22 protein-coding genes, 1 tRNA gene and 1 pseudogene are annotated in these 22,872 nt (G+C 68.0%); 9 read left to right on the top strand and 15 right to left on the bottom strand.

The window, feature by feature from the left end; translation table 11 throughout:
* The first annotated feature begins 10 nt into the window (after window positions 1-10).
* Window positions 11-949, top strand: coding sequence for a hypothetical protein (locus tag AOZ06_RS30695; protein ID WP_054292588.1), 939 nt, complete (start codon window positions 11-13; stop codon window positions 947-949).
* Window positions 950-1,050: 101 nt separating this feature from the next.
* On the opposite strand, the gene AOZ06_RS30690 is transcribed toward AOZ06_RS30695, so the two are convergent.
* The 3 genes from AOZ06_RS30690 to AOZ06_RS30680 form a co-directional block, all read right to left on the bottom strand.
* The gene (locus AOZ06_RS30690) at window positions 1,051-1,230 is read right to left on the bottom strand and encodes a hypothetical protein (protein ID WP_054292587.1); all 180 of its coding nucleotides are present in this window, start codon (window positions 1,228-1,230) and stop codon (window positions 1,051-1,053) included.
* Window positions 1,231-1,771: 541 nt separating this feature from the next.
* Window positions 1,772-2,170, bottom strand: coding sequence for a cell division protein SepF (locus AOZ06_RS62255; RefSeq protein WP_417999976.1), 399 nt, complete (start codon window positions 2,168-2,170; stop codon window positions 1,772-1,774).
* 197 nt (window positions 2,171-2,367) lie between these two features.
* The gene (locus AOZ06_RS30680) at window positions 2,368-3,330 is read right to left on the bottom strand and encodes a nitrilase family protein (protein ID WP_054292585.1); all 963 of its coding nucleotides are present in this window, start codon (window positions 3,328-3,330) and stop codon (window positions 2,368-2,370) included.
* Between the two features lie 70 nt (window positions 3,331-3,400).
* On the opposite strand from AOZ06_RS30680, the gene AOZ06_RS30675 reads away from it, so the two are divergent.
* Window positions 3,401-4,267 carry a LysR family transcriptional regulator gene (locus tag AOZ06_RS30675; RefSeq protein ID WP_054292584.1) on the top strand — a complete coding sequence of 289 codons (867 nt, stop codon included), beginning with the start codon at window positions 3,401-3,403 and terminating at the stop codon, window positions 4,265-4,267.
* Between the two features lie 18 nt (window positions 4,268-4,285).
* Here AOZ06_RS30675 and AOZ06_RS30670 read toward each other — a convergent pair whose 3' ends face one another.
* Window positions 4,286-5,395, bottom strand: a complete 1,110-nt coding sequence (locus AOZ06_RS30670) for a S1 family peptidase (RefSeq protein ID WP_470303357.1) — start codon at window positions 5,393-5,395, stop codon at window positions 4,286-4,288.
* 177 nt (window positions 5,396-5,572) lie between these two features.
* Here AOZ06_RS30670 and AOZ06_RS30665 point away from each other — a divergent pair, with 177 nt between their 5' ends.
* Both AOZ06_RS30665 and AOZ06_RS30660 read left to right on the top strand, forming a co-directional pair.
* The gene (locus AOZ06_RS30665; protein WP_054292583.1) at window positions 5,573-6,166 is read left to right on the top strand and encodes a DUF2087 domain-containing protein; all 594 of its coding nucleotides are present in this window, start codon (window positions 5,573-5,575) and stop codon (window positions 6,164-6,166) included.
* A gap of 560 nt (window positions 6,167-6,726) precedes the next feature.
* Window positions 6,727-12,978, top strand: coding sequence for a PA14 domain-containing protein (locus tag AOZ06_RS30660; protein ID WP_157233350.1), 6,252 nt, complete (start codon window positions 6,727-6,729; stop codon window positions 12,976-12,978).
* Between the two features lie 65 nt (window positions 12,979-13,043).
* On the opposite strand, the gene AOZ06_RS30655 is transcribed toward AOZ06_RS30660, so the two are convergent.
* The 3 genes and pseudogenes from AOZ06_RS30655 to AOZ06_RS62505 form a co-directional block, all read right to left on the bottom strand.
* Window positions 13,044-13,478, bottom strand: a complete 435-nt coding sequence (locus AOZ06_RS30655; RefSeq protein ID WP_054292581.1) for a family 4 glycosyl hydrolase — start codon at window positions 13,476-13,478, stop codon at window positions 13,044-13,046.
* The gene (locus AOZ06_RS30650) at window positions 13,475-14,107 is read right to left on the bottom strand and encodes an IclR family transcriptional regulator (RefSeq protein WP_054292580.1); all 633 of its coding nucleotides are present in this window, start codon (window positions 14,105-14,107) and stop codon (window positions 13,475-13,477) included. The genes AOZ06_RS30655 and AOZ06_RS30650 overlap by 4 nt, the downstream gene beginning before the upstream one ends.
* A gap of 41 nt (window positions 14,108-14,148) precedes the next feature.
* Window positions 14,149-14,262 (bottom strand): annotated as a pseudogene (locus AOZ06_RS62505) (hypothetical protein); the annotation flags it as partial.
* Between the two features lie 94 nt (window positions 14,263-14,356).
* Between AOZ06_RS62505 and AOZ06_RS60445 the strand changes: the two are divergent.
* From AOZ06_RS60445 to AOZ06_RS30640, 3 genes are all read left to right on the top strand, one after another.
* On the top strand, window positions 14,357-14,560 hold the full coding sequence (locus AOZ06_RS60445) for an alcohol dehydrogenase catalytic domain-containing protein (RefSeq protein WP_054292579.1): 204 nt from the start codon (window positions 14,357-14,359) through the stop codon (window positions 14,558-14,560).
* Window positions 14,464-14,781, top strand: a complete 318-nt coding sequence (locus AOZ06_RS62250) for an SDR family NAD(P)-dependent oxidoreductase (protein WP_083472763.1) — start codon at window positions 14,464-14,466, stop codon at window positions 14,779-14,781. Before AOZ06_RS60445 ends, AOZ06_RS62250 begins: the two co-directional genes overlap by 97 nt.
* Window positions 14,782-14,944: 163 nt before the next feature.
* Window positions 14,945-15,772: an endo alpha-1,4 polygalactosaminidase gene (locus tag AOZ06_RS30640; protein WP_054292578.1), complete on the top strand. Its 828-nt coding sequence runs from the start codon at window positions 14,945-14,947 to the stop codon at window positions 15,770-15,772.
* 95 nt (window positions 15,773-15,867) lie between these two features.
* On the opposite strand, the gene AOZ06_RS30635 is transcribed toward AOZ06_RS30640, so the two are convergent.
* The 4 genes from AOZ06_RS30635 to AOZ06_RS30630 all read right to left on the bottom strand — a co-directional run bounded on the left by AOZ06_RS30635 (window position 15,868) and on the right by AOZ06_RS30630 (window position 17,852).
* A complete protein-coding gene (locus tag AOZ06_RS30635; protein ID WP_054292577.1) occupies window positions 15,868-16,680 on the bottom strand; it encodes a class I SAM-dependent methyltransferase in 813 nt (270 codons plus the stop codon).
* Window positions 16,681-16,765: 85 nt separating this feature from the next.
* A complete protein-coding gene (locus tag AOZ06_RS56940; protein ID WP_157233349.1) occupies window positions 16,766-16,924 on the bottom strand; it encodes a hypothetical protein in 159 nt (52 codons plus the stop codon).
* Window positions 16,921-17,046 carry a hypothetical protein gene (locus tag AOZ06_RS61355; protein WP_257721431.1) on the bottom strand — a complete coding sequence of 42 codons (126 nt, stop codon included), beginning with the start codon at window positions 17,044-17,046 and terminating at the stop codon, window positions 16,921-16,923. The genes AOZ06_RS56940 and AOZ06_RS61355 overlap by 4 nt, the downstream gene beginning before the upstream one ends.
* A 29-nt stretch (window positions 17,047-17,075) precedes the next feature.
* Complete coding sequence (locus AOZ06_RS30630; protein ID WP_054292576.1) at window positions 17,076-17,852, bottom strand: RNA polymerase sigma factor; 777 nt, start codon at window positions 17,850-17,852, stop codon at window positions 17,076-17,078.
* Between the two features lie 107 nt (window positions 17,853-17,959).
* Here AOZ06_RS30630 and AOZ06_RS30625 point away from each other — a divergent pair, with 107 nt between their 5' ends.
* Window positions 17,960-18,664: a TetR/AcrR family transcriptional regulator gene (locus tag AOZ06_RS30625; protein WP_054292575.1), complete on the top strand. Its 705-nt coding sequence runs from the start codon at window positions 17,960-17,962 to the stop codon at window positions 18,662-18,664.
* An 8-nt stretch (window positions 18,665-18,672) separates the two neighbouring features.
* On the opposite strand, the gene AOZ06_RS30620 is transcribed toward AOZ06_RS30625, so the two are convergent.
* On the bottom strand, window positions 18,673-19,260 hold the full coding sequence (locus AOZ06_RS30620; RefSeq protein ID WP_054292574.1) for a TetR/AcrR family transcriptional regulator: 588 nt from the start codon (window positions 19,258-19,260) through the stop codon (window positions 18,673-18,675).
* A gap of 87 nt (window positions 19,261-19,347) precedes the next feature.
* Here AOZ06_RS30620 and AOZ06_RS30615 point away from each other — a divergent pair, with 87 nt between their 5' ends.
* Window positions 19,348-19,767 (top strand): VOC family protein, encoded by a 420-nt coding sequence (locus AOZ06_RS30615; protein ID WP_054292573.1) that lies wholly within the window; start codon window positions 19,348-19,350, stop codon window positions 19,765-19,767.
* On the opposite strand, the gene selB is transcribed toward AOZ06_RS30615, so the two are convergent.
* The 3 genes from selB to AOZ06_RS30600 form a co-directional block, all read right to left on the bottom strand.
* On the bottom strand, window positions 19,742-21,484 hold the full coding sequence (gene selB / locus AOZ06_RS30610) for a selenocysteine-specific translation elongation factor (protein ID WP_054292572.1): 1,743 nt from the start codon (window positions 21,482-21,484) through the stop codon (window positions 19,742-19,744). The genes AOZ06_RS30615 and selB overlap by 26 nt on opposite strands.
* On the bottom strand, window positions 21,475-22,752 hold the full coding sequence (selA, locus tag AOZ06_RS30605; protein ID WP_054292571.1) for an L-seryl-tRNA(Sec) selenium transferase: 1,278 nt from the start codon (window positions 22,750-22,752) through the stop codon (window positions 21,475-21,477). Before selA ends, selB begins: the two co-directional genes overlap by 10 nt.
* 21 nt (window positions 22,753-22,773) lie before the next feature.
* Window positions 22,774-22,868, bottom strand: a tRNA-Sec gene (locus tag AOZ06_RS30600).
* Window positions 22,869-22,872: the final 4 nt, after the last annotated feature.

The following is a 22,872-nucleotide window of genomic DNA, read 5'->3' as shown; positions in this document are numbered from 1 at the left end:
CCCTGCGCCAATGGCCGTTCTGGACTGGTTGCTCGACTCGGATCCGGCGCTGCGCTGGCAGGTGCTGCGAGACCTGACCGGCGCCCCACCGGCCGAAGCCGAGGCCGAGCGCGCCCGGATCACGCAGGAAGGCTGGGGAGCGCGGCTGCTGGCGTTGCGCGGCAGCGACGGACTGTGGGCGGGCGGTGCGTGTTTCCCGGCGGACTTCCGCGGCGATTCCTCAACGGGACAGCCGTGGACGTCGACCTACCCGACCCTGCTGCTGCTGCTGCGTGAACTCGGCGTCGACCCGGACGCGCCGATCGTCCGTGAGACAACCGAACTGGTCAAGCAGAACTGCCGGTGGGAACACGCGGGACAGCCGTTCTTCGACGGCGAGGTCGAGCCCTGCATCAACGGCCGCACGGTCGGGCTCGGCGCGTACTACGGCGTCGAGGTCGGCGGCATCGTCGAACGGCTGCTCGGTGAACAACTCCCGGACGGCGGCTGGAACTGCGAAGCGGAGTACGGCTCCGTCCGGTCGTCGTTCCACACGACAATCTGCGTACTCGAAGGCTTTGTGGACTACGAGCGGGCCACCGGTTCGGCGATGACCGTCGCCGCACGGCAGCGCGGCGAGGAATACCTGCTGCAACGGCGCCTGATGCGCAAACTGAGCACAGGCGAAGTCATCGAACCGTCCTGGTTGTGCTTCTCCTATCCGACTTGGTGGCATTACGACGTTTTGCGTGCGTTGGACTTTTTCCGCGTCGCCGGCACCCGCGATCCCCGGCTGTCCGAGGCGATCGAGGTCGTGCGGTCCAAGCGACAGGACGACGGCCGATGGCTGCTGGAGGACACCCACCGCGGCGACGTCCACTTCACCATGGAAGACGGTGACGGCACACCGAGCCGGTGGAACACGTTGCGCGCACTGCGTGTCCTGGACTGGCACAACAATTCTCAGTGAGTGTGTCCCGACTCGTTCGCGTTGCTGGTATCGGGAGGTTGCCCGAGATTCTGCTGGCGCTTTTCTGTTCTGATTTGAGGCGATGTACCTCCTCCACCAGGTCACCGGAAGGCGAACGCGACCCAGCGCACGGGGCCCAGATCGGCGGCAATCGCGGAGGCACCGGTCGCTGCGACGGAGCCGATGATCAGAACGCCTTGGAAGATGTTGGTCACATTGCGGTACCGCTTGCTCTCGGCCCGGAATTTCCGGATGTCACCGTGCGCTTCGTCCTTGTCCACGAGCCGCCGCGTGATCGTGTCGAACGTTGCCTGCGAGATCTTCAGTTTCTTGATGTCGCGGGTCTTGGCGATGTCGAGTTCGAGCTCCAGCCCCGATCGCCGTCCCCTTTGCTGCCGTCCTCCTTGTCCGTCTTCGAGCCACCGCCGGGGTCACGAGTGAGGTGAACGGCCGCGGCCGCGCACGCGAGTGCGATCAGGAATCCGGGGATGGACAGCGCCAGTTTGGTCGACCCAGGTATCCATGGATCCAGAACATGGCCTACAGGAGCAACGGCAATACCGGCCCGAAAACGTTCGATGCCACGGCGCGGTGCCTGCGCCGCCGTGCGAGAACGACACAGTGCTCCAGCGTGCGGATTTTGGTGTTCAGCTCGAGGAGTTGTTCGTTCGCCGCCAGGATCTCGTCGTCCGAACGGGCAGGGCCAACCGGCCTGGAACTGCCTTGTTCTCGGCCGCGTGCGCCTTCTGTCGTCATCGATCTTTGGTGCTCCGGCCTCGCATGGTGTCCGTGGAAGTCTCCCGGCAGATCAGGCGTGCGGCGTCAGCATGCTGACGGTGCTGGGCACCTGGAACCACGATCTCTCGATGCAGTGATCATGCCACTGCAGAAGTCGCCGAGGCGGGCGGCAGTGACCTCGTCGGTGCTCGCCAAATCGACGATGACGACGTGCCCCGACCGGTAGTTCTCGCAGATCTGGTGAGCTGACTCCCGGTGCGTCGTTGGCTTGATCCGGACAGCTTGCTGGAGGTGTACAACTGGATCAGGTGGTTGTGCCGACTCGAGCGAGGCAAGATGCTCGGCTTCTTTGACCGAGACGGCGGCGAGTCGGGCTTTGTCTCGTCCCTGTGGCCAGGAATCGGGTGTGCGTTTCTTCTCCTGAGTTGTTGTCGCCGGATAGCGGCGACGGAGAAACGTCCACAGCAGGAGTAGTGCTGCCACCGCGAGGACGGGCCAAGCCAGGACTTCGACGCAGGTCAGTGCGAGACTCGACGTTTCCACGGCGTCATTGCGGGGAGTGGCCGTCCAGCAGGTTCAAGGTGCGAGCGTTTTCGATCGCGGCGGTGTTCTCAAGATCAGTTCGGGTAGAACGGTAAGCCTGTCGCATGCCATTGTTTGTCGCCTTGTGTGAGTTCTGGTCAGGTAGCGACGGGTTCGGTGGCGAACCGTGCGGTGCGCGGGTCGCGTTCGTTGCCGAACCGGGTGGTGAGGATGTCGTACAGCTCGGGCCGGCGGCCTGCCATCCACCGGCGGCCGGAGGACAGTCCGACGAGGCCGAGGTCCAGTTCGGCGACCACCATGTCATCGGCCGCTGCCCACGTTTCGGTCACTGTGCGGCCGTAGGGGTCCAGGATCATGGCGTTGCCTGTGCGTACTTCGTCGTCGTCACGGCCGACGCCGTTGCTGAAGACGACGAACATGCCGTTGTCGTGTGCTCGTGCGGGTAGCCAGCGCATCAGCCAGTCGCGGCCGTTGGGGCCGCGGAACTCGCGTTCGACCGCCTCCGGGTCGTTGTGCCTGTTCTCCCAGAGGGGCAGGGGAATCGGGCGCATCCCGTGTGGGCTGCGGGAGGAGGTTCCGCCGGTTTGGTGTGGCGCGATCAGCACCGACGCCCCGGACAACGCGCACGCGCGGACGTTCTCGACGAGGTTGTTGTCCCAGCAGATGAGGATTGCCATGCGCACGCCCCACGGTGTGTCGAACACGGTGTAGCCGTCGCCGCTGCTGATCGCCGGGTGCTCGAACGCGTGCAGCTTGCGGTGGACGTGCACGTCACCGTCCGGCATGCACAGGGCGTACGAGTTGTACAGCCGGTCGTTGGCGCTTTCCAGGAATCCGGCGCCGATCGCGACACCGAGCTCGCGTGCCAGTGAGCGGACCGCGCTGACCGACGGTCCGTCCTGCGGCTCGGCCAGGGCGTGTAGTTCCGCTGGGCTTCGGCGGCGCAGATGCCAGTATCCGACCAGACACATCTCGGGGCACGCCACCAGGTGGACCCCCGCTGCCCGGCGCGCGAAGTGTTCAACGCGGCCGAGGTTGTACTGCTTGTCGCCGGGTTGGTGTTCGAACTGGACTGCTGCGACCTTCACCGTGTTCGTCACGGCTTCATCAGATCGCGGACACGTTCCATGCGTCCAATGAATCTTTGGGCACTTGTCATAACCTAGTGGAATGAACAGCAGGTTGCGGGCCTTCGTCGCGGTCGCCGAGCACCACGGCTACGGCCCGGCCGCGGCGAGTGCCGCGATCACCCAGCCCGCCCTGACCAAGCAGATCCAGGCGCTGGAACGCGAACTCGGCGGGACGTTGTTCGCCCGCGGGCGGCATGGGGCGACGCTCACCGAGTTCGGTGCGACGCTGCTGCCTCAGGCACGTGAGCTGGTCGCGGCCGGCGACGAGTTCACGCGGCGCGCCCGCCGGCTCGCCAGTGGTGCGATCGGACGGTTGTCGCTCGGGTTCGGACTGTCCACTATCGATCTCGCGCCACGGGCGGTCGCCGCTTTCCGGCAGTCGTACCCGGACGTGGAGATCAGCTTGGAGGACCTGCCCTCCGCCGGGCAGGTCGACCGGATCCGCAACGGGGAGCTGCACGCCGGTTTCGTCCGGCTGCCCGTGGACGTGGACCTGGCGCAGCGGGTGCTCCGGCGCGACCAGCTCGCGGTCGCCAGCTCCGGCCCGGTTTCCGGTGACGTTCCGCAGTTGATCGCCCAGCGGGGGCTGGTCCGGCTGGGACGAGCCAAAGGACCGGGGCTGACCGGCCAGGTCGACAAGTTGTGCGAGGCGTGGGGCATCCAGCCCGCCACCCTGTACGAAACCCACGACCTGCAGACAGTTCTCGCTCTCGTGGCCGCGGGTGTCGGTCCGGCGCTGGTGCCCGCGACCGCCGCACGGATCGCTCCCGCCGGCGTGACCCTCACCGCACTGGACCACCCGGCGGCGGTGTGGGACGTCGGGATCGCGTGGCGTCCGGCGCAGGACACCGCTCTGGTGGCGAACTTCCTGTCCGTGCTGGAAAAAGCCGGAGGGCGCGACCGGTAGCCGCGCCCACCGGGGGAGTCAGAGCGTGGACAGTCGCAGGCCGTAGGCCGACAGGATCTCGTTCACCGGCTGGAACCACGTCTGCCCGCCGCCCGAGCAGGTGCCCCAGCCGCCCGAGGTCACGCCCTGGGCCTGGTCGCCGGTGATGAACGAACCGCCGGAGTCACCGGGCTCGGCGCACACGCTGGTCTTGGTCGCGCCGTGGAACGCGCCCTGCTGGTAGTTCACGGTCTCGTTCTTGGCCTGGATCTGGCCGCAGTGCCAGTGGGTCGTCGAGCCGGAACGGCACACCGAGCTGCCGACCGGGGCCTCCCACGAACCACGCACCACCTGGTCGGGCACCTGGCCCCAGCCGAGCACGACGCCGACGTTCCACCAGCCCCACCCGGTCCTGATGAACGCGTAGTCGTTGCCGGGGAACGACGATCCGGCGAACGTACCCATCTGCGAGCCGTCCCAGCCGACGACGTTGCCGCCGACGCCGCCGCAGTGCCCGGCGCTGACGAACCCGCCCGCGACCGAGAAACCGATCGAGCAGCGGGTGTTGCCGTTGATGTAGTACGGATCACCGCCGACCGTCCCGGCCGCGAACGTCCTGGGCCGTGGCGCGGTGGTGGTCCGCACGGTCACCGGCCCTGCTGCCCTGGCCGCGGTGAGGAACGCGGTGACGTCCGCGGTGTGGCTGTCCACTGTGATCACCACGCTGCCGGTGCGCGGGTCGGCGTACCAGCTGTGCACCGCCGCGGGTGCCCTCTGCTGGTCGATCCGGGTTTTGACCGTGTCGAGCTGTCTCGCCGACAGGGTGACGGGCACGGTGTCCGCGCCGGTCGCCCTGACCGCGTCGGCTCTGCCCTGGTCGGTCAGGCCGACGACGAGACGGCCGCTGGCCGGGTCGAACCAGCTGCCACCGAACGCCTCCCCGGCCACTCGCTCGGCCCGCGGGGCCGTTCGTGCGGCGGTGGCTTCCTGGCGGATCAGTGTGCGTGCCTGTCCGGTGCTGATGTCCAGGTCCTTGGCCATCGCGTCGACCAGGCCAGTCGAGTAGGTCACGGCGAGGGCGGGCGGCGCCATGGCGAGCACGGCGGCAGCCGCGACGGTCATGCTGAGCGTCCTACGGAGCCTCATCATCGTTCTCATTCCATGCAGGGTGGGGAAACGAGTGGGTGAGAGCGCTCTCTCATCGAGGGTGCGGCACGAGTACCCGCGAGGTCAAGGTGCTGACCGAAACTGATCAGGAGGTTGGCACGTTCCGGTCACGGTGGCGCGCCCCCGGCGGGCCCGCGAAGCCCGACCTACACTGGGCGGATGGCAGATGATCAACTTGGCGAGGAGTACACCTGCCGTGTCTGCGGATTCCGCTACGACACCCCGACCTGGGACGGCGGGTCCGGATCGCACGACATCTGCCTGTGCTGCGGCACCCAGTTCGGCTACCAGGACACCGTGCTCGACGGCGTGTGGAGCGTCCGCGCCAAGTGGGCCGCGGAGGGCCACCAGTGGTCCAGTCCCGAGTTCCGGCCACCCGACTGGGAACCGGGCACGCAACTCGCCCAGGTGCCGGACCGCTGGGCCGACGCCAGCGTCCTGGCGTTCAAGCTGTCCGCGCCGCCGCTGCCCGCCATGCGCACCTCGGCCGACCCGGAAGCGCAGCGCGCCGAAGTGCTGGGCCGGTTCCTGCGCGACGGGCGGCTGACGCACTTCCCGGCCACCGGTCGCGAGTGGACGATCGTGCTCGAGCACATCGCGGCCGGCTTCGAGCCGGGCGTCAAGTACCGCCGCCTCGAGATCGACAAGCTCCTCAAGGCCTGGCACGGCAAACCCGCGGACTTGTTGTCCAGGCTCACCGACCAGGGCTTCGTGGCCAACGACGACCAGTACTACTGGCGGGCCGAGCGTTAGCGCGGGTGTGTGGCGAATTATTATCCGGCGCGGCACCGGGCGGTTTGGGGAATCCGTCACGTTTTTCGGAATGAACCGGCGTTCGGGTGAATCTGGCTCTGCCGGGTAATGCGTGTGACTGCCTTTCCGAAGTGTGGGCAACAGCAGGCTGGCCGGACGGCGGTGGCAGAGTGGGCAGATCTCATCGACGCGTGCGTTTACTGGGCAGAAAGAGGACACTCCGGTCGGGAATCGCGCTTCTCGCGGTCGCGGCGCTGGCGGGTGGGCTGACAAGTTCGGTCTTTCGTGAACCGGGGAAATCGGCAGGCCAGCAGGTGTCGGCCGCCGAAAACCCCGGTCTACCGGCGCCCGCACGCCGTGAAAACGGTGTGCCCGGGCAGGCGCTGAACGATCCGATCGGTGTTCCCGTCAGTTCTTCACCAGGGCAAGAACGGGAGCTTGTCGCTCGTCGAACGGCGACATCCACCGTGACCAAACATGCGAATGGCACGTTCACCACGCGCCAGTACACTGTGCCGAAATTCTTCCACCAGGCCGATGGTTCCTGGGCTCCCATCGACATGACGCTGATTCCGGACCAGCCTGGCCGGGAAGGCGTCACGTCGTTCGCCACACGCGCGAATGACTGGCACGCGCGTTTCACCTCCAGCCTGTCCGCGCAAGGAATGGTGACAATCGGGCAATACGGGTTCACGCCCGTGGGCGCGGCGGCCGTGATCCCGATCGTGATCACCAAAGACGGCACGCAGACGGTCAGATACGCGGACCTGTGGCCCGGTGTCGACGTCGAGTACGTCGTGACGTCGTACGCGGTGAAGGAGAACATCGTCCTGAAGGACGCCAAGGCGACGCCGTCGGTGTCCTTCAAGATCATCGGCGCGTCGCCGGAGCGCACCGCGGACGGGCACCTCGAACTCGGTGACCAGTTCACGATCGCGCCACCCAACCTCGTGCTCAACACCTTCGGCCCGGTCAGCGACACCTCCGCCTACCGCCAGGACTTCCGCGACGGCGTGCTGACGGTGTCAGTGCGGCCCGACTACCTGGCATCGCTGCCCAAGGAGGCGTTCCCGGCCGTGGTCGACCCGCCGGTCTACCGGAGCATGTTCGGCAACCGCGCCGGCGGGAACTACATGGCGTTCAAGAGCGACGGGTATGTCTGCGGTTCCAGCGTGTGCAACGTCTACGCGGGCTCGTTGCTCGACAGCAACTACAACTGGCGGTGGTGGCGCGGCGCGTTCTTCTCCCCGTACGAGTTGTTCCGCGACAGCAGGAACCAACTGATCTCGGCCAACGTGCACCTCACGCAACGCACCAACGCCGGATTCTGGACCGGGACCTATGACGGGCACTGGTTCGACATCTGGCACGCGGGTTGCCTGAACTTCGGCTGCCTCGGCCAATGGGGCGGTCACGGCTGGTTCGGGACGGTCGGCGACGTCGACGCCACCGAGATCTACCGCACCCGGATCCAGGCAGGCGACTTCGGCGCGTGGCTGATGGTCACCGGCGAGGAAGGGGCGGTCAGTTCGTACAAGAACTTCGACCCGGACAACACGTTCGTGGACTTCACCTACAACACGTTGCCGAACACGCCGGGCGTCGTCTCGCCGGGCGTGGACAACCAGGTCTTCGTCGATCCCCAGGTGAGCTTCAAGGCCGCGCCCGTGTCCGACCCGAACGGGGACGCGGTGCAGTACCTGTTCCGCGTCACGACCGGCAGCGACGGCGAGACCGGCACCGTGGTCAGTTCAGGCAACCAGCCGACTCCACAATGGACCATCCCGGACGGGATACTGCAGGACGGCACGACGTACTACCTGAAGGTCTTCGCGTGGGACGGATACCACTACAGCACACCGAGCCCGGTCCGGCCGTTCCGGATCGACATGCGGACGGGCAAGGACAACACCCAGACCCACGACACACTCGGGCCGGTCACCGTCGACCTGGCCACCGGCAACGTGTCCACCAGCGAGACGAGCCACTCCTCAGCCGCGCTCGGCGGCAGTCTGGGTGTCAGCCTCGACTACAACTCACCGGTGCGCTCCCGCTCCGGCCTGATCGCCGAGTACTGGAACCTGCCCGCGAACTACGGGTTCGGCAACGGACCGCCCGCGGGTGACCCGGTGCTCAAACGAGTCGACCAGAACATCGACTTCGACTGGGCGCAGGGCTCACCGTCCAGCGGCACGATCGGCAACGACTGGTTCTACGTGCGCTGGACCGGCTACTTCGTCCCTCCGGTCACCGGCGCCTACTACTTCGGCGCGAACGCGGACGACGCGGGCAGCATCTTCGTGGACAACCAGCCCGCCGGCGGCGGCTGTTACAACAGCATCTGCTACGGCTCCGCCGTCAACCTCGTCGCCGGGCAACCCGTTCCGCTCCGAGTCGAGTACGAGGAAGCGACGTGGACAGCCTGGCACCGGCTCTACGTGAAAGGCGCTGTCCCCGAACAGGTCGTGCCCCAGTCCGCCCTGCAGACCGGTGTACGTCCCGTCGCCCAGTCCAACGGCCTGATGGGGCGTTACTACTCCGACGACGGCTCGCACAACCTCGACTCCACGACCAAGAGCCAGTTCCTCGGCCGCACGGATCCGCTGCTGGCGTTCAACTGGGGGACCGGATCACCCATCGCGGGTGGCCCCGGCGAGTTCATGACGCGGTGGACCGGCTACGTCACCGCGCCGGCCACCGGGACCTACTACTTCGGCACGGAAGCCGACGACGGCAGTCGCATCCGGATCAACGGCACCCTCGTGCTGGACAACTGGAACGCCTGCTGCGCCGCGGCGTACGGCAGCGGTGTGCCGCTGACGGCCGGGCAGTCCGCGTCCGTCTCGGTCGACCACTACGACTCCGGTGGACCTGCCAGGATGGCGCTGTACGTCAAGCACGATCCGGCCGGTGCGGCACAGCTGGTCCCGACGTCGTGGTTGACACCGAAAGCGCAGGTGCTGCCGGACGGCTGGAACCTCGGCATCGACCCGGACGGTGATCTCAGCTACGACCGGCTCGTTGCCAACCAGAACAGCGTCATCTTGACCGACTCCACGGGTGACAAGCACGAGTACCTGTTCAAGGACGGCGGTTACAAGCCACCGGTCAACGAGGACGGTCAACTCGTCCGCAACACCGACGGGACGTTCACCCTCCAGGACACGGACGGCCGCACCTACGTGTTCGACAGCACGGGCGTGCTGACATCGGTGACCAACCCGCTCGACGACCGGAAGCCCGCGGCGCTGCGGTACACCTACGAAGGCAGCCCCTCGAAGATCCGGCAGATCACCGACGGCGTCACACCGGACAGGTGGGCCAAGGTGTTCTACAGCGGTGCCACCGAATGCGGCACGGCACCAGCCGGATTCGATCCGCAGGCGCCCAGCGGGATGCTGTGCGCGGTGCAGACCAACGACGGCAGAACCACCACGTTCCACTACAAACAGGCGCTACTGGCTCGTGTGCAGAACCCGGGCGCCGACATCACGGACTTCCAGTACGACAGCCTCGGCCGCGTCATCGCGATCCGTGACAGCCTGGCCAACGACGCCATCGCCGCAGGCGTGCGTGCGGGCAACGACGAGACGCTGACGCAGCTCACGTACGACGTCCTGGGGCGTGCGGTGGAAGCGACCCAACCGGCGGCCACCGCGGGCGCCGTGCGGATGAAACACAGGATGGAGTACCTGCCCGGCGCGACCCAGCAACACATCTCGGGCGCGACCGAACCGTTCGGGTTCAGCCGCCGGGTCGAGTACGACGCGCTGCTGCGCACCACCCGTGACGTGGACATCGCGAACCTCGCTGTCACCACCGAATGGGACGCCGCGAAGGACCTCCAGTACAGCACCACGACCCCGGTGGGCCTGAAGTCGACGACGATCTACGACGAGGACGATCGCCCGACCGCGCGGTACGGCCAAGCCCCGGCGAGCTGGTTCGCAGCGGACCGGACACCGCAAGCCGCGCACGCGAGCAAGGTCCCACGCGCCGACACCCGGTATGACGAAGGGATACAGGGGCCCGCGGTGGCCTGGTACAGCGTGCGCGGCTCGAGTTTCTCCGGTGCGCCCAAGCTGCACACGACCGGTCTCGATCCGGCTCAGCCGACGTGGCTGGGGCGTGACTTCCGCACCACGCCACCGCCGTTCACACCGGAGCAGGACGCGGCGGGCTACGGCTTCAGCGCGACCGGCAAAGTCCGGTTCCCCGGCAGCGGGACGTACACGTTCAAACTCTGGCACGACGACGGCGCCCGGCTGTGGATCGACGACAACCTGGTCTTCGACAACTGGGCACACCGCTCGGAGGGCATCGCGCAGAACGTCTCGACCGGCACGTTCGTCGCGCAGGCCGGGAAGCCCTACCGGTTCCGCTACGACTACCTGCACGTGGGCACGGCCGGTGGCGGTGAACTGTGGACAGCGGGACCGGGAATCCAGGACACCAACAACGGCCTCGGCACCAGCAGACTGTCGTTCCTGACACCGGGCTACAACCTGGAAACAAGTTCCACCACCTATGACAGCAGCATCGGCAACGCGGTGACCACCACGAGCTACGGCACCACACCCGAATTAGGTCTCGCGAAGACGAAGACGCTCGACGGTGCCGGAATGAACCTCACCAGCACCCTGGGCTACGAGACACCAGGAACGGGATATCTCCGCCAGACAACGAAAACACTGCCCGGCGGAACAACGACGACATACACCTACTACGCAGCGGCCGACCAGATCGACAACCCGTGCACGCCTGCCGTCGAGTCCTTCCGGCAAGGCGGGCAGCTCAAGCTGAAGACCGACACCGACCCGGACGGCGCCGGTCCCAAGACAGCCCGCTCGACTGAGACCGTCTACGACGACGCGGGCCGGGTCGTCGCGACACGCGTCAACCAGGACGCCTGGACCTGCACCACCTACGACCAACGCGGCCGCGTCCTGACCACGGCCGTGCCCAGCTTCAACGGCGAGGCCGCGAGGACCATCACCAACAACTGGGCGGTGTCCGGTAACCCACTTGTCACCAGCAGCGACGACAGCAAGGGAACCATCTCGACCACAAAGGACCTGCTGGGCCGTACCGCGAGCTACAGCGACACGCAGGGCAACTGGACCGGTTACGGCTACGACGATCTCGGCAGGCTGGTCCGCCTGTACGGCGACATGGGCGAGCAGGGATTCACGTTCGACAACTTCAACCGGCTCGTCGAGCAGAAGTTCGACAACGCGGTCGTCGCCCGGCCGTACTACGACCAGTACGGCCAACTCGACCACGTCGAGTACCCGGCTGCGGGAAACCTGGCTCTGTCAGCGATAGCCCGTGACGCCAACGGCCGCACCAGCGGACACACGTGGCGGCTCAACGACGCGACCGTGGTGACCGACACGGTCAACCGGTCCCAGTCAGGCCAGGTGCTCACGAACATCACCACGGCGGCAACCCATGAGCTGTGGCGGACCTATGGCTACGACCTCGCGGGCAGGTTGACCTCCGTGGACATCGGACCGCACACCTACCGGTACGGTTTCGGCGGCTCGGCATGTGGTGCGGGAGCGAATCCCGACAGCGGCAAGAACTCCAACCGCACCAGTCAGGTCATCGACGGAGTGACAACGAGTTTCTGCTACGACCACGCGGACCGGCTGATCGGCAGCAGCGACCCGTTGGCCAACGGCGGCGACTTCGACAGCCACGGCAACATGACGTCCGTCGGCAGCGGACCGACGCCGTTGAGACTGTGCTACGACTCCTCGGACCGCAACTGGTGCCTGGTACAACGAACCGCCGACGGCAACGGCGTGGCGATGTACTACGACAGAGACGTCCAAGGCCGGGTCATCGGCCGCTACAAGAACACCATCACGAACTGGAACTGGGCCGCCGCGGGGGACTGGTACTACGGATTCACCGGCAGCGGGGACACCCCGGACCTGGCCAGGGACGCGAGCTGGACGATCGTCGAGAAGAACCTCACGCTACCCGGCGGTGTCCTGCTCACCATCAAACCGACGCAGGCACAGCAGGCGGACCGTTCGACGTACTCGTTGCCGAACATCCACGGCGACATCCTGCTGACAACCAACGGAACCGGCGCAAACACCAGCAACGGCAACGGCCCGGCGCAGTCGTTCACGTACGACCCGTTCGGGAACATCATCACGGGCAGCGTGGCCCCGGCGAACGCGCCGGAAGGCAGTTACGGCTGGGTCGGTCAGCACCAGAAGGTGTCGGAGACGAACTTCGCGCTGGCACCGATCCAGATGGGTGCGCGGGTGTACCTGCCGACACTGGGCAGGTTCACGCAGGTGGATCCGGTGGAAGGCGGCGTGGAGAACAACTACGTGTACCCACCCGACCCGATCAACGACTTCGACCTCACGGGCCAGTTCGGCGTTCCCGGCTGGGCGAAGAAGGCGTGGGGTGCGATCGGGAAATATGACAAACAGATCGGTATCGGACTGACTGTTGTGGCGGCGGGTGCGTGTGTTTTCAGTGCGGGTGTTGGCTGTGCGGTTGCCGGGGCCGCCACGGCGGTGATCGGCGGCATCACAGCGACCGCCGCAGCGAGGCGCAATGGTGACAGCTGGGGGAAGGCGGCTGTCAAAGGTGGCGTGACCACGTTGCTCGGCCTGGGAAAGGCGCCAAAGCACGTGAGGTACTTCGGCCCAGGCCGGAACTACAGGTCCGTCTTCACCGCGTTGAAGAAGGCTCCCGCGAAGGCACGCTTCCGAGGCGTTGTCCGAGGCGCGCTGATAAACCATGTGCGAGGCAGGTACGGCGATCACGTGATGAGCAGGTGGTGATGGCCCACTGAGGTAGTTGTCGTGGATGGCAGTCCGTGGGAGAACCGCGGACTGTCTTTCCATCGTCAGTTCAGCAACAACGCGTCCGGGCACAGCTCGGTCATGTCCGCGCCGAGTTCCGCCAGGAACGGGAACGTCCGCAGTGCGCGGAAGGTCCCGCCGACCCCCGGTGTGTCCGCGATGGTCTGGCGCAGCCCGTACCGGGCGGGCACCTCGAAGTCCGTCCTCGTCGCCGCGAGCCCGCCGATCTGCACGATGTCCACCACCAAATCGGCGCCGTCGAGCGCTGCACGGCGGTCGGCGGTCGCGACGATCTTCGGTGGCGCGCCCAGCTGACGGGCGACCGAGTGGGCGACGCCTTCCGCTGTGGACAGTCGACTGTGGTCGATGTCGTGCATCCGCAGCTCGGTGTCCCGCAACTCGGGGAAACCGAGGATGTCCGCGATCAGATCCCTGGTGAACTCGACGCTGCCCGCGCCCGCGAAGCTGATGACTGTCACTTCTGCCCTGTCTTCCCTGAGCCCGCGAAGTCGGTGTTGGTGATCATCTCGATGAGCTCGGCGCCGATCTTCTCGACGCCGATGGCCAGCATGGGCTCGCGCAGCCCGGTCACGCTCACCGCGGCGATGGAGGACAGGTCGCCGAAGACCATGGGCACGCAGGCCGCGACGCACACCACGCCCGGCTCGCTTTCCTCGTTGTCGATGGCGAAACCCCGTTCACGCACCGCCTCGAGCGCTTCGTCGAGCGCGTCGGCGGTGGTGACCGTGTGCTGGGTCCGCGCCTTGAGCGGCCCGTGGTTGTCCACCCATTCCCGGACGCTGTCGGCGCCAGGCAGCAGCCTGGCGAGCATCGCCTTGCCCAATCCGGTCGCGTGTGCCGGATTGCGGCCGCCGATCACAGACGTTGTCCGCACGCCGGTGTTCGCTTCAAGGATGTCGATGTAACTGACCTCGCCGCCGATCAGGCAACCGAGGTGCGCGGTCTGCTGGAAGCGGTCCCGGATCTCGCGCACCAGCGGGCGCATGTCGAATCCGGCGTGGAACGTGAACGCCGACTCCATCGCCGCCGCGCCGAGCAGGTACACGCCGCCCGGCTCGAGCTGGGTCGCGAACCCCCTCGCGCGCATGGCGGAGAGGATCCGGTGCAGCGACGGCTCGGGATGCCGAGACCGGCGGACAGCTCCTGCAGGCTCACGCCGGACGGGTGCCTGCCGAGGAATGCCTGTACGCGCAGGGCGCGGTCGACCGCCTGGTGCGATGGGGTGTCATTGGGGGCCGCCACTCGACCACTATTGCATTCCGCTCAGAGAAACGTCAGTCCGCTCAACGGAAGGGTGTTACGTTCTCGGCCATCCCGGCCAACGGAGGACCACGGGATGCAGGCCCTGGTTTTCACCGCCGCCGGACGCGTCGAACTGCTCGACGTCGCCGACCCGCAGCCGGGTCCGGGCGAGACGGCCGTGACGGTGCACGCCAGCGGGATCTGCGGCAGCGAGTTGCACGGGTTCCGCTCGGTCGGCATGCGAGTTCCCCCATTGGTCATGGGGCACGAGATCGCGGGCACGACCACGGCGGGCTGACGATCCTCGCCAACAACGCCGGCATCTCGTGGCTTGAACCGTTCGTGGACATCGGGATCGACAGCTGGGACCGGATCATCGCGGTCGACCTGCGCGGGATGTTCTCGGTCGGGCAAGCCGTGGTCCGCCTGCTGATCCGCGCGGGCAGGGCGGCTCGATCATCAACATCGTCACCGCGGCCTTCGTGCCGTGGCTGGCCAGCGCGTTCGGCGTCTTCCTGATGCGGCAGTTCTTCCTGCCGCTGCCCGCGGAGCTGGAGGAGCCGCCAAGCTGGACGGCTGCACGCCGTACGGCACGTTCTTCCGCGTCGCCCAGAAGCAGTTCGTCGCCACGATGCGAGTGTCCGGTCTCAAGGGTTGACCCTTTCCTCCACTGGAGATGTGCATGAGAAACTGGGGTAAGCACGTCCTGGTCGTCGCCGCCGCGCTGGGTGCCTCGGCCGTACCCGCCACCGCCGCGCCGTCGGCGTTGCCGCAGATCGAACTCCCGCCACCCGGCGGCCAGTTCGACTACCGGATCGGTGGGCCGTACACACCGGACGCCTCGGTGAAGGTGGTCAGCCGTGACCGGACGGCCGCGCCCGCACCGGGCAAGTACAGCGTCTGCTACATCAACGCGATGCAGACCCAGCCGGATCCGAAGGGCCCGGACGGCAAACCGGTGCCGGATCCGGAACTGGTCGGCACCACGGCGTGGTATTTCAGGTACCACAACGACGTGGTCCTCAAGGACGCCGAAGGCAATCCCGTGATGGACGGGCAATGGGGAGAAGCCATCCTCGACATCCGCACCGCCGCGAAGCGCAAGGCGTTGCCGGACGCGCAGAAACCGTGGATCGACGGCTGCAAGAGCTCGGGCTATGAGGCCATCGAGCCGGACAACCTGGACTCGTACGACCGCTCGGGTGGCGCCTTCGAGTTCGCCCGGAACCGCGACTACACGGTGGAGTTCGACAAGTGCGCCAAAACCGCCGGTCTGGCTGTCGCGCAGAAGAACGTGAACAGCGAGTACGGCGACACCGGGCCCAGCACCGGGCTCAGCTTCGCCATCGCCGAGGAATGCGCTGTGCACGACGAATGCTCGGAATACCGCACGCCGTACGGCAACCGGTACTACGAAGTCGAGTACACCGACAACCCGCGTTCGGCGTTCGCCACGGAATGCGCCGGGAACGGCAAGACGCGTCGATCATCCTGCGCGACCGCAACGTGACGCCACGGGGACACCAGGACTACCACTACGAGCTCTGCCCCAACCGGTCTCGGTGCTGAGACCGCCACCGGACCAGCCGGTCCCGGCACCCGCTGTCACGGTCGCCAGATGACGACCTCGACGGCGGTGGTCAGCTCGGCGAAGCGACCGTCGGGGGACGCATCGCCGAGGAGGTGGCGCAGATCCGTTTCGAAGTCGCCGAGCCGGTCGGCGAACAGGTGCGGTGCCGAGCTGGACAGCGAGAACACCGCGGAAACGATCTCGTCGGCAGTGCGCTCGGCGATGTGCCCCTCGTCCACGGCGAGCCGGACGGGGCCGGAGAAACCCGCGTGCCGCATGACACTCTCCTCACCACCGCGAGTGCCGTGCGGCAAGTGCCCCTGCCCCGCCCGGCGAACCGGGCCCAGGTACCGCTTGACCAGATCGTCGATCCGCTGCCACGGCACAGGCGGGTACGGGTGCTCGGCGACGTCACCTCGGTGCGTGATGGCGCCGATGTGGATCCAGGCACCGTCCGCGCTGAGCATCTCGCGAACCCGACGGGCGACCAGCGGCTGATCCATCCAGTGAAACGACTGGGCGAAGGACACGGCGCGGAACGTTCCCAAGCCCGCCGGGAGTTCCTCGGCACGCAGCTGCCGCCAATCGATCCCGGTCGCGCCGGCCCGGCGCCGTGCCTCGGCGATCATGCCGGGATCAGCGTCGACACCCGTCGCCGCGGCGAACAGGGGAGCCAGCAGCACAGTCAGCGATCCGGGGCCGCAGCCGACGTCCAGCAGCCGCCCGGTGCCGTCCAGTCCGAGTTCGTCCCGGACGAGGTCCGCGAGGCGAGGTGGATAGGGCACGCGGCCGACGCTGTAGTGGCTGGCGCTGCCCGCGTACAACGTCTCGTCCCACTCCCACGGCATGATGACGATGCTATTCGCGCCGGGAGCGTACGACCAATCACCGCGACTGTCACGAGAACGCCCGCGATGACGAGGATCGCTTGTTTCAGAGCTGACCGCGTGGCGCGTCAGAGGGGACACTGCCGCCCGCTGTGCCGTAGACGGCGCTGAGGGCGGCGTGGTGCAGTCTTTCGATGGCCAGCAGCGCGGCGTTCGCCTGGTCGGTGAGCCAGGTCGTGTCCAGGGCGTCCTGATCGGTGGTCATCGTTGCCCTTCGTCATCTGTTGTCCGCGTGGTGGGTGTTTCGAAGCTGTCCCACACCAGTCGCCATTCGCTCACCAGTTCTTTGAGGATCGCCGCGGTGTCGTGCGGGACGGGTGCGGTCATGGCTTCACTCACTTGGTGGATAAGGGTTGTCAGGGCGTGAACGACTTCGCGCCGCTGTGCCTGCTTGGCCGCAGTTCGCGGTTGGCCTCAGCGAGGTGGCTGGCCACGGCGCCGCAGTCGGCGCATCTGGTGACGTGCTCGGCGATCGGCTGGGCGCGTTGCCTCGGCAGGCCGCCGCGGACCCATGTGCCCATGTGGTGCCGGGTTCGTTGGCAGGCCGGGTTGTTCGTACTCGGGACCTGCACTTGCAGGTAGGCTTGGCGCAGGCCTTCCCTGGCACGCATCGCGAGCGCTGCCACGCCGTTGGGCGTGATCCCCAGCATCGGTGCGATGTCGGTGGGGGAGGACGACTCCACTTCCGTGCGCCACAGCACCATGCGCCAGCGCGGCGGCAGGCTGCGGAAGGCGGACCAGGCCATGTCCAGGTTCCACAGCCGCTGCACGACGTCCTCCGAGCGGGCCGCGGTGTCGTGCAGGAGTTCGCTGGTTTCCGGCACTGTGCCGTACAGATCGACCTGGTCGCGGTGGCGCCGCCACCTGATTGCCAAGTGCCGCATGGTGACCAGCAGGTACGCGCGGACGTTGTCGCGCGGGCCGCTGCCGCCGCGGATCGCGGCCAGCACGGTGGCGAACGCCTCGGCGACGAGTTCGTGTTGCTCCGCGGGCCCTTGCAGCCACTGGCCCGCGATCTGCCGTGCGGGCCCGGCGTGTCTGCGGAACAGCGTCCCGTAGGCACCTTGGTCGCCCATCCGCACTGCGTCGAGCAACGCCACATCCGACGCGCCTTCGTAGGCCGCGTTCGACATCGCGCCGGCCTCCGTCTCCCCGTATCGGCCAGACTCGCGGTAACGAGTACAGAACTGTACCAGGTACACGGATGTATCAATTATCGAGTGAACGGTAAACTCTGGGTATGCCCTCGTCGGCACATCCCGGTTCCGCGGACGGCCGCGCCAAGCGGTGGGCCGGTCAGCGTGATCGGCGTCGCCGGGAGTTCGTCGAAGCCGCGCTGCGCGTGATCGCCGAACGAGGCCCCGGGGTGTCCACAGAGCAGATCGCGCACGCCGCCGGAGTCGCCCGAACCCAGCTGTACAAGCACTTCACGGACGCCGCTGACGTGCACGGAGCCATTGCCGAACGGGCGATGCAGCTCATCCACACGGATCTGGCGCCATTGTGGAACCTGCACGGCACCCCGATGGAGATGATCAGCTCCGCGGTCGGCAGTCACACCCGCTGGCTGTCGGAAAATCAGTACCTGTACCGGTATCTCAGTATGCACGCGTTGTCCGCGGGCAACGGTCCGAACAGGATCACCGATGTCAAGACCACCATCGGAAATCACCTGACCAGGTTGTTCGAGCATTACCTTGCGTTGTTCTCAATGGACACCCGCGTCGCGGGCCCGGTCGCGTTCGGCGTGGTGGGACTGGTGGACTCCTGCACCGCGCAGTGGCTGGCGGATCCCCGGCGGATCGGCCGGGACGAGTTCGTGGCCCTGCTCGCCCGGTGGGTGTGGAGCATCCTGGACGACACGCTGCGCGCGGGCGGGATGGAACTGGACGCGCACGCACCCTTGGCGGCACCGGACCTGAAATTCCCGCCGTCACCCGAATAGGCGACCTGTCAGTTACGCAGCGATTCGACCATCGGGGCCAACGCGTCCATGGTCGCGGCGAGATCCGCCGCCGGATCGGGCGAGTGGGCCAGCCACACCGCCGCCTCGTTCATGGCGCCGGACAGCAGGCGTGCCATCGGTTCGACGGGCCGGTCGGCGAGAACGCCCTCCGACACGAGCGCGGTCAGCGCCTCGGCGAGGTGCTGCGCGGAGGACTCCTTGTCCAGCGCGCGCCAGTCCTGCCAGCCGACCACCGCCGGGCCGTCGACCAGCATGATCCGCTGAACCTCGGGGTCCGTCGCGGCGGTCAGGAACGCGCGGCACCCCGCGAGTAGTCCCTGCCACGCGTCCTGCGCGGCGTCGGCCGCCTGTGCGACCTGCTCGCCGACGTCGTGCTGCACGTCGGCCAGCACGTGCCGGAACAGGTCGGCCTTGCTGGTGAAGTGGTGGTAGAGCGCGCCCTTGCTGACGCCCGCGGTCTGGGCGATGGTCTCCAGCCCGACGTTGCCGTAGCCGTGCTCGGCGAACAGGCGCCGGGCGGTGGCGCTCAACGCCTGGATGGTCTCTTCACGCTGCTGCTGTTTCGTGCGGGCCACCCCGGCATCTTGACATACCGACGGTCGGTTTTCTAATCTCAATCCAACAAACCGACCGTCGGTATGTTTCTGGACCAAGGTGGACCCATGCGGCTGACCAGCTTCTACCCCGTCGTGATGACCGACCGGATCGCCGAGACGCGCGACTTCTACCGCGACCACTTCGGCTTCGAGCTCACCTTCGAGGCCGACTGGTACGTCAGCCTGAAGCGCGGCGACTGGGAACTGGCGATCCTCGACCCGGCCCACTCGACCATCCCGGGCGGGTACGGCACGCGGGTGCAAGGCCTGCTGCTGAACTTCGAGGTGGAGGACGTCGACGCCGAACACCGCAGGCTCGTCACCGAGGCGGGGCTGCCCGAGGCGCTGCCCCTGCGCAGCGAGGCGTTCGGCCAGCGGCACTTCATCGTCGCCGACCCCAACGGCGTGCTGATCGACGTCATCCAGCCCATCCCGCCGGCCGGCGAGTACGTCGAGCAGTTCACCGACGAGGCGCGACCGCGGTAACCGTGCGGCGCAGGTCACCGTCCAGCCGCTCGGTCACACCGGTCTGGTCGAGCAGTCCCAGCAGCGGCAAGGCGACTCGCCGTGACGTGTCCAGTGCGCGGCGGGCCTGGCTGACAGTGAAGGGCTGGGGGAGCGCGGCGAGAATCTCGGCCGCTCGCCGCTGCGCGCCCGGCAGCAGAACGATCCCGCCTGGCAGCAGGAGAATCCGGTCGGCGGCGTGCGCGGCGGCCAGTTCGCGGCGCCCCAGGCCGAGTTCGTCCAGCCGGTCGGCCGTCGGCGCGGCGAACGGCGCGCCGGCCAAGTCGGCGGTGAGCGCGGCCAGCGCCAGCTCGACCGCTCGGGGCAACCGCGCCCGTCCGGGAACGTGACCGTCCACAATGGGCAAACCGGCCGCCTGGACGAGCCGTGCGGCGACGCCGCTGGGCAGCTCGAGCTCCCCGGCGACCGCGTCAACGGGAATCCCGTTGACGCGCAACGGGTTCTCGTCCAACCACCGATCGACCACGGTCGGCACCCGCTCGACGAGCCGCGCCCACCTGTCCGGATGCGCTCGCCACGCACCCACCCGGGTTCCCGTGACAGGCAAGCCGTGCACGCGGAACTGGGACTCGGCCATGAAGCCCACGCGGTGCAGCAGGCGCTCCGCGACGACGGACAGCGGCTGGCCGATCAGCTCGGCCAGCTCGGCGTCCCGGCGCACCGCGTCGCCCCGCCGAACCAGTCCGGGCGGGTGCAGGTCGAGCACGTCGGCTCCGGCGACGATGACACGGAGACCGGGATCCCGCAGCAGGACGCGGTCCCCGATCCGCAGCGGCAGCGGACGGGCCAGCCGCAGCCGGGCGCTGTGCGGGCCCAACCGCCGAACGGTCACCGCGACATCGGCGGAACCGATGTGCAGATGCAGTTCCCGCTGCGTCTCCACCGCCAGCGCGACGTCGATCTCGGCCGCCCTCGTCCACGCGCCGGGCGTGGTGAGCGCGTCACCGGCCTGGACCTCGTCACGATCGACCCCGCGCAGGTTCACCGCGACCCGCGTGACTGCCCGTACCTCGTCGGCGTCCTGCTCCATCGACTGCAGGCCACGGACCTGGTGCGACAGCGCGTCGCCGACCCGGATGGTGCCCGCGGCCAGCGTCCCGGTGACGACCGTGCCGACCCCGCGCAGGCTGAACGACCGGTCGATCCACAGCCGCACGTCCGCCTGGACGTCCGGCTCGGGAAGCCCCGCACACAGGCGGCCCAGTGCGTGCCGCAACTCGTCCAGCCCGGTTCCCGCCGTGGCGCTGACGTGCACGACCGGGATGTCGCGCAGGGACGTCCGGCGCAGCTGAACCTGCGCCTGCTCGCTGGCGGGGCCGGGATCGGCCAGGTCGCAGCGGGTGATCACGAGCAGTCCGTGCCGGACGCCGAGCGCGTCGAGCGCGGCGAGGTGCTCGGCCGACTGCGGCTGCCAGCCCTGGTCCGCCGCGACCACGAACAACACGGCGGGCACCGGCCCGACTCCGGCGAGCATCGTCGGCACGAACCGCTCGTGCCCTGGGACGTCGACTAACGCGACCGGATCGCCGCCGGGCAGCGTGGTCCACGCGAACCCGAGGCCGATGGTGAGGCCACGGCGCCGCTCCTCGGCCCAGCGGTCCGGTTCCCGGCCGGTCAACGCGCGCACCAGCGTGGACTTGCCGTGGTCGACGTGTCCGGCGGTGGCGACTACGTGCATGCCAGCACCGCGTTGAGCAGTTCCTCGTCCTCATCCGGGTGCACGGTCCGCAGGTCCAGCAGGCAGCGTCCCCGCTCGACCCGGCCGACGACCGGCCTCGTCCCGCGCCGCAACGCTTCCGCGTAGTGGCTGGGCAGGCTGACGGCCACGCTCGGCAGTTCGACGCCCGGCGCGCCACCGCCGCCGATCGCCGACACGGTGTCGTGGACTTCGGCCACGTCCAGCCGTTTCACCAGTGCCCAGACCCGTTCACGCAGCCGCTCGACATCGGCGGTGAGCATCGCCGCGACAGGTGGTTCGGGACCGCGCACCGTGGCCTCGAGCGCGGCCAGCGTCAGCTTGTCGACGCGCATCGCCCGCGCGGCCGGGTGCCTGCGCAGCCGCTCGACGATCTCGCTGTCGCCGAACAGCAGTCCGGCCTGCGGACCACCGAGCAGCTTGTCCCCGCTGGCGGTCACGAGCGAGGCGCCTTGCGCCAGTGTCGTCGCCGCGTCGGGCTCGTCCGGCAGCAGCGGATGCGGCCGCAACAACCCGGAACCGATGTCCACCACCACAGGCGGCCCGAGCGTCGCCAGCTCGGCCACACCCACCTCACGGGTGAACCCGGTGACACGGAAGTTGGACGGGTGCACCTTCAGCACGAACCCGGTCGCCTCGCCGATCGCCTCGGCGTAGTCGCGCAGATGGACCCGGTTGGTGGTGCCCACTTCGCGCAGGGTCGCGCCGGACGCGGCGAGCAGTTCGGGGATCCGGAACCCGTCCCCGATCTCCACCAGCTCACCCCGGCTGACGACGATCTCCCGCCCGGCGGCCAGCACGAGCCCGCACAACAGCAACGCGGCGGCGTTGTTGTTCACGACGTGCACGGCGCCGGCCCGCGGAACCGCGTCCGCGAGCGCGGCGATCGTGGCACGTCCGCGCCGCGCGCGCTGCCCGCTCGCCAGGTCGAATTCGACGTCCGTGCACCCCGCGGCGGCGATCACGGCTGCGCGGGCCGCCTCTGACAGCGGCGCACGGCCCAGGTTCGTGTGCACCACCACGCCGGTCGCGTTGATCACGGCTCGCAGGCTGGTCGCGGTCACCGGCAGGCCGGCCACTGCCGCGTCCGCGACCGCGTCCGGCGGGATCTGCCCGGACCGAGCCCGTTGCTGGGCTTCGACGACCGCCTGTTTCACCAGCGCGCCGCCCAGCGCCCGCGTCGCGGCGGCCAGGCGCGGGTCGGCCAGCAGGGCGTCCGTGCGGGGCACGAGCCTGCGCGGATCGGTCATTCGCGTGTCCTCAGTGGAGGGTGGCGGAGGCGGACGGGAATCGAACCCGCCAACGACAGGTGCTGCCGTTCAACAGTTTTGAAGACTGCGCCGACCACCAGACCGGAAACGCCTCCCCGA

Origin of the sequence: Kibdelosporangium phytohabitans, assembly GCF_001302585.1 — a bacterium.
Classification (GTDB): domain Bacteria; phylum Actinomycetota; class Actinomycetes; order Mycobacteriales; family Pseudonocardiaceae; genus Kibdelosporangium; species Kibdelosporangium phytohabitans.
This window is presented reverse-complemented; position numbering and strand designations above follow the sequence as displayed.

Excerpts from the sequence above, each read along its gene's own strand:
- AOZ06_RS60445 (WP_054292579.1), top strand. The coding sequence starts at position 14,357 with ATGCAGGCCCTGGTTTTCACCGCCGCCGGACGCGTCGAACTGCTCGAC.
- selA (WP_054292571.1), bottom strand. The coding sequence starts at position 22,752 with ATGACCGATCCGCGCAGGCTCGTGCCCCGCACGGACGCCCTGCTGGCC.
- AOZ06_RS30675 (WP_054292584.1), top strand. The coding sequence starts at position 3,401 with ATGAACAGCAGGTTGCGGGCCTTCGTCGCGGTCGCCGAGCACCACGGC.
- AOZ06_RS30670 (WP_470303357.1), bottom strand. The coding sequence starts at position 5,395 with ATGATGAGGCTCCGTAGGACGCTCAGCATGACCGTCGCGGCTGCCGCC.
- AOZ06_RS30660 (WP_157233350.1), top strand. The coding sequence starts at position 6,727 with ATGACGCTGATTCCGGACCAGCCTGGCCGGGAAGGCGTCACGTCGTTC.
- AOZ06_RS30635 (WP_054292577.1), bottom strand. The coding sequence starts at position 16,680 with ATGCCGTGGGAGTGGGACGAGACGTTGTACGCGGGCAGCGCCAGCCAC.
- AOZ06_RS30695 (WP_054292588.1), top strand. The coding sequence starts at position 11 with ATGGCCGTTCTGGACTGGTTGCTCGACTCGGATCCGGCGCTGCGCTGG.
- AOZ06_RS61355 (WP_257721431.1), bottom strand. The coding sequence starts at position 17,046 with ATGACCGCACCCGTCCCGCACGACACCGCGGCGATCCTCAAAGAACTG.
- AOZ06_RS30665 (WP_054292583.1), top strand. The coding sequence starts at position 5,573 with ATGGCAGATGATCAACTTGGCGAGGAGTACACCTGCCGTGTCTGCGGA.
- selB (WP_054292572.1), bottom strand. The coding sequence starts at position 21,484 with ATGCACGTAGTCGCCACCGCCGGACACGTCGACCACGGCAAGTCCACG.
- AOZ06_RS30625 (WP_054292575.1), top strand. The coding sequence starts at position 17,960 with ATGCCCTCGTCGGCACATCCCGGTTCCGCGGACGGCCGCGCCAAGCGG.
- AOZ06_RS30650 (WP_054292580.1), bottom strand. The coding sequence starts at position 14,107 with ATGCGCGCGAGGGGGTTCGCGACCCAGCTCGAGCCGGGCGGCGTGTAC.
- AOZ06_RS30640 (WP_054292578.1), top strand. The coding sequence starts at position 14,945 with ATGAGAAACTGGGGTAAGCACGTCCTGGTCGTCGCCGCCGCGCTGGGT.
- AOZ06_RS30615 (WP_054292573.1), top strand. The coding sequence starts at position 19,348 with ATGCGGCTGACCAGCTTCTACCCCGTCGTGATGACCGACCGGATCGCC.
- AOZ06_RS30630 (WP_054292576.1), bottom strand. The coding sequence starts at position 17,852 with ATGTCGAACGCGGCCTACGAAGGCGCGTCGGATGTGGCGTTGCTCGAC.
- AOZ06_RS56940 (WP_157233349.1), bottom strand. The coding sequence starts at position 16,924 with ATGACCACCGATCAGGACGCCCTGGACACGACCTGGCTCACCGACCAG.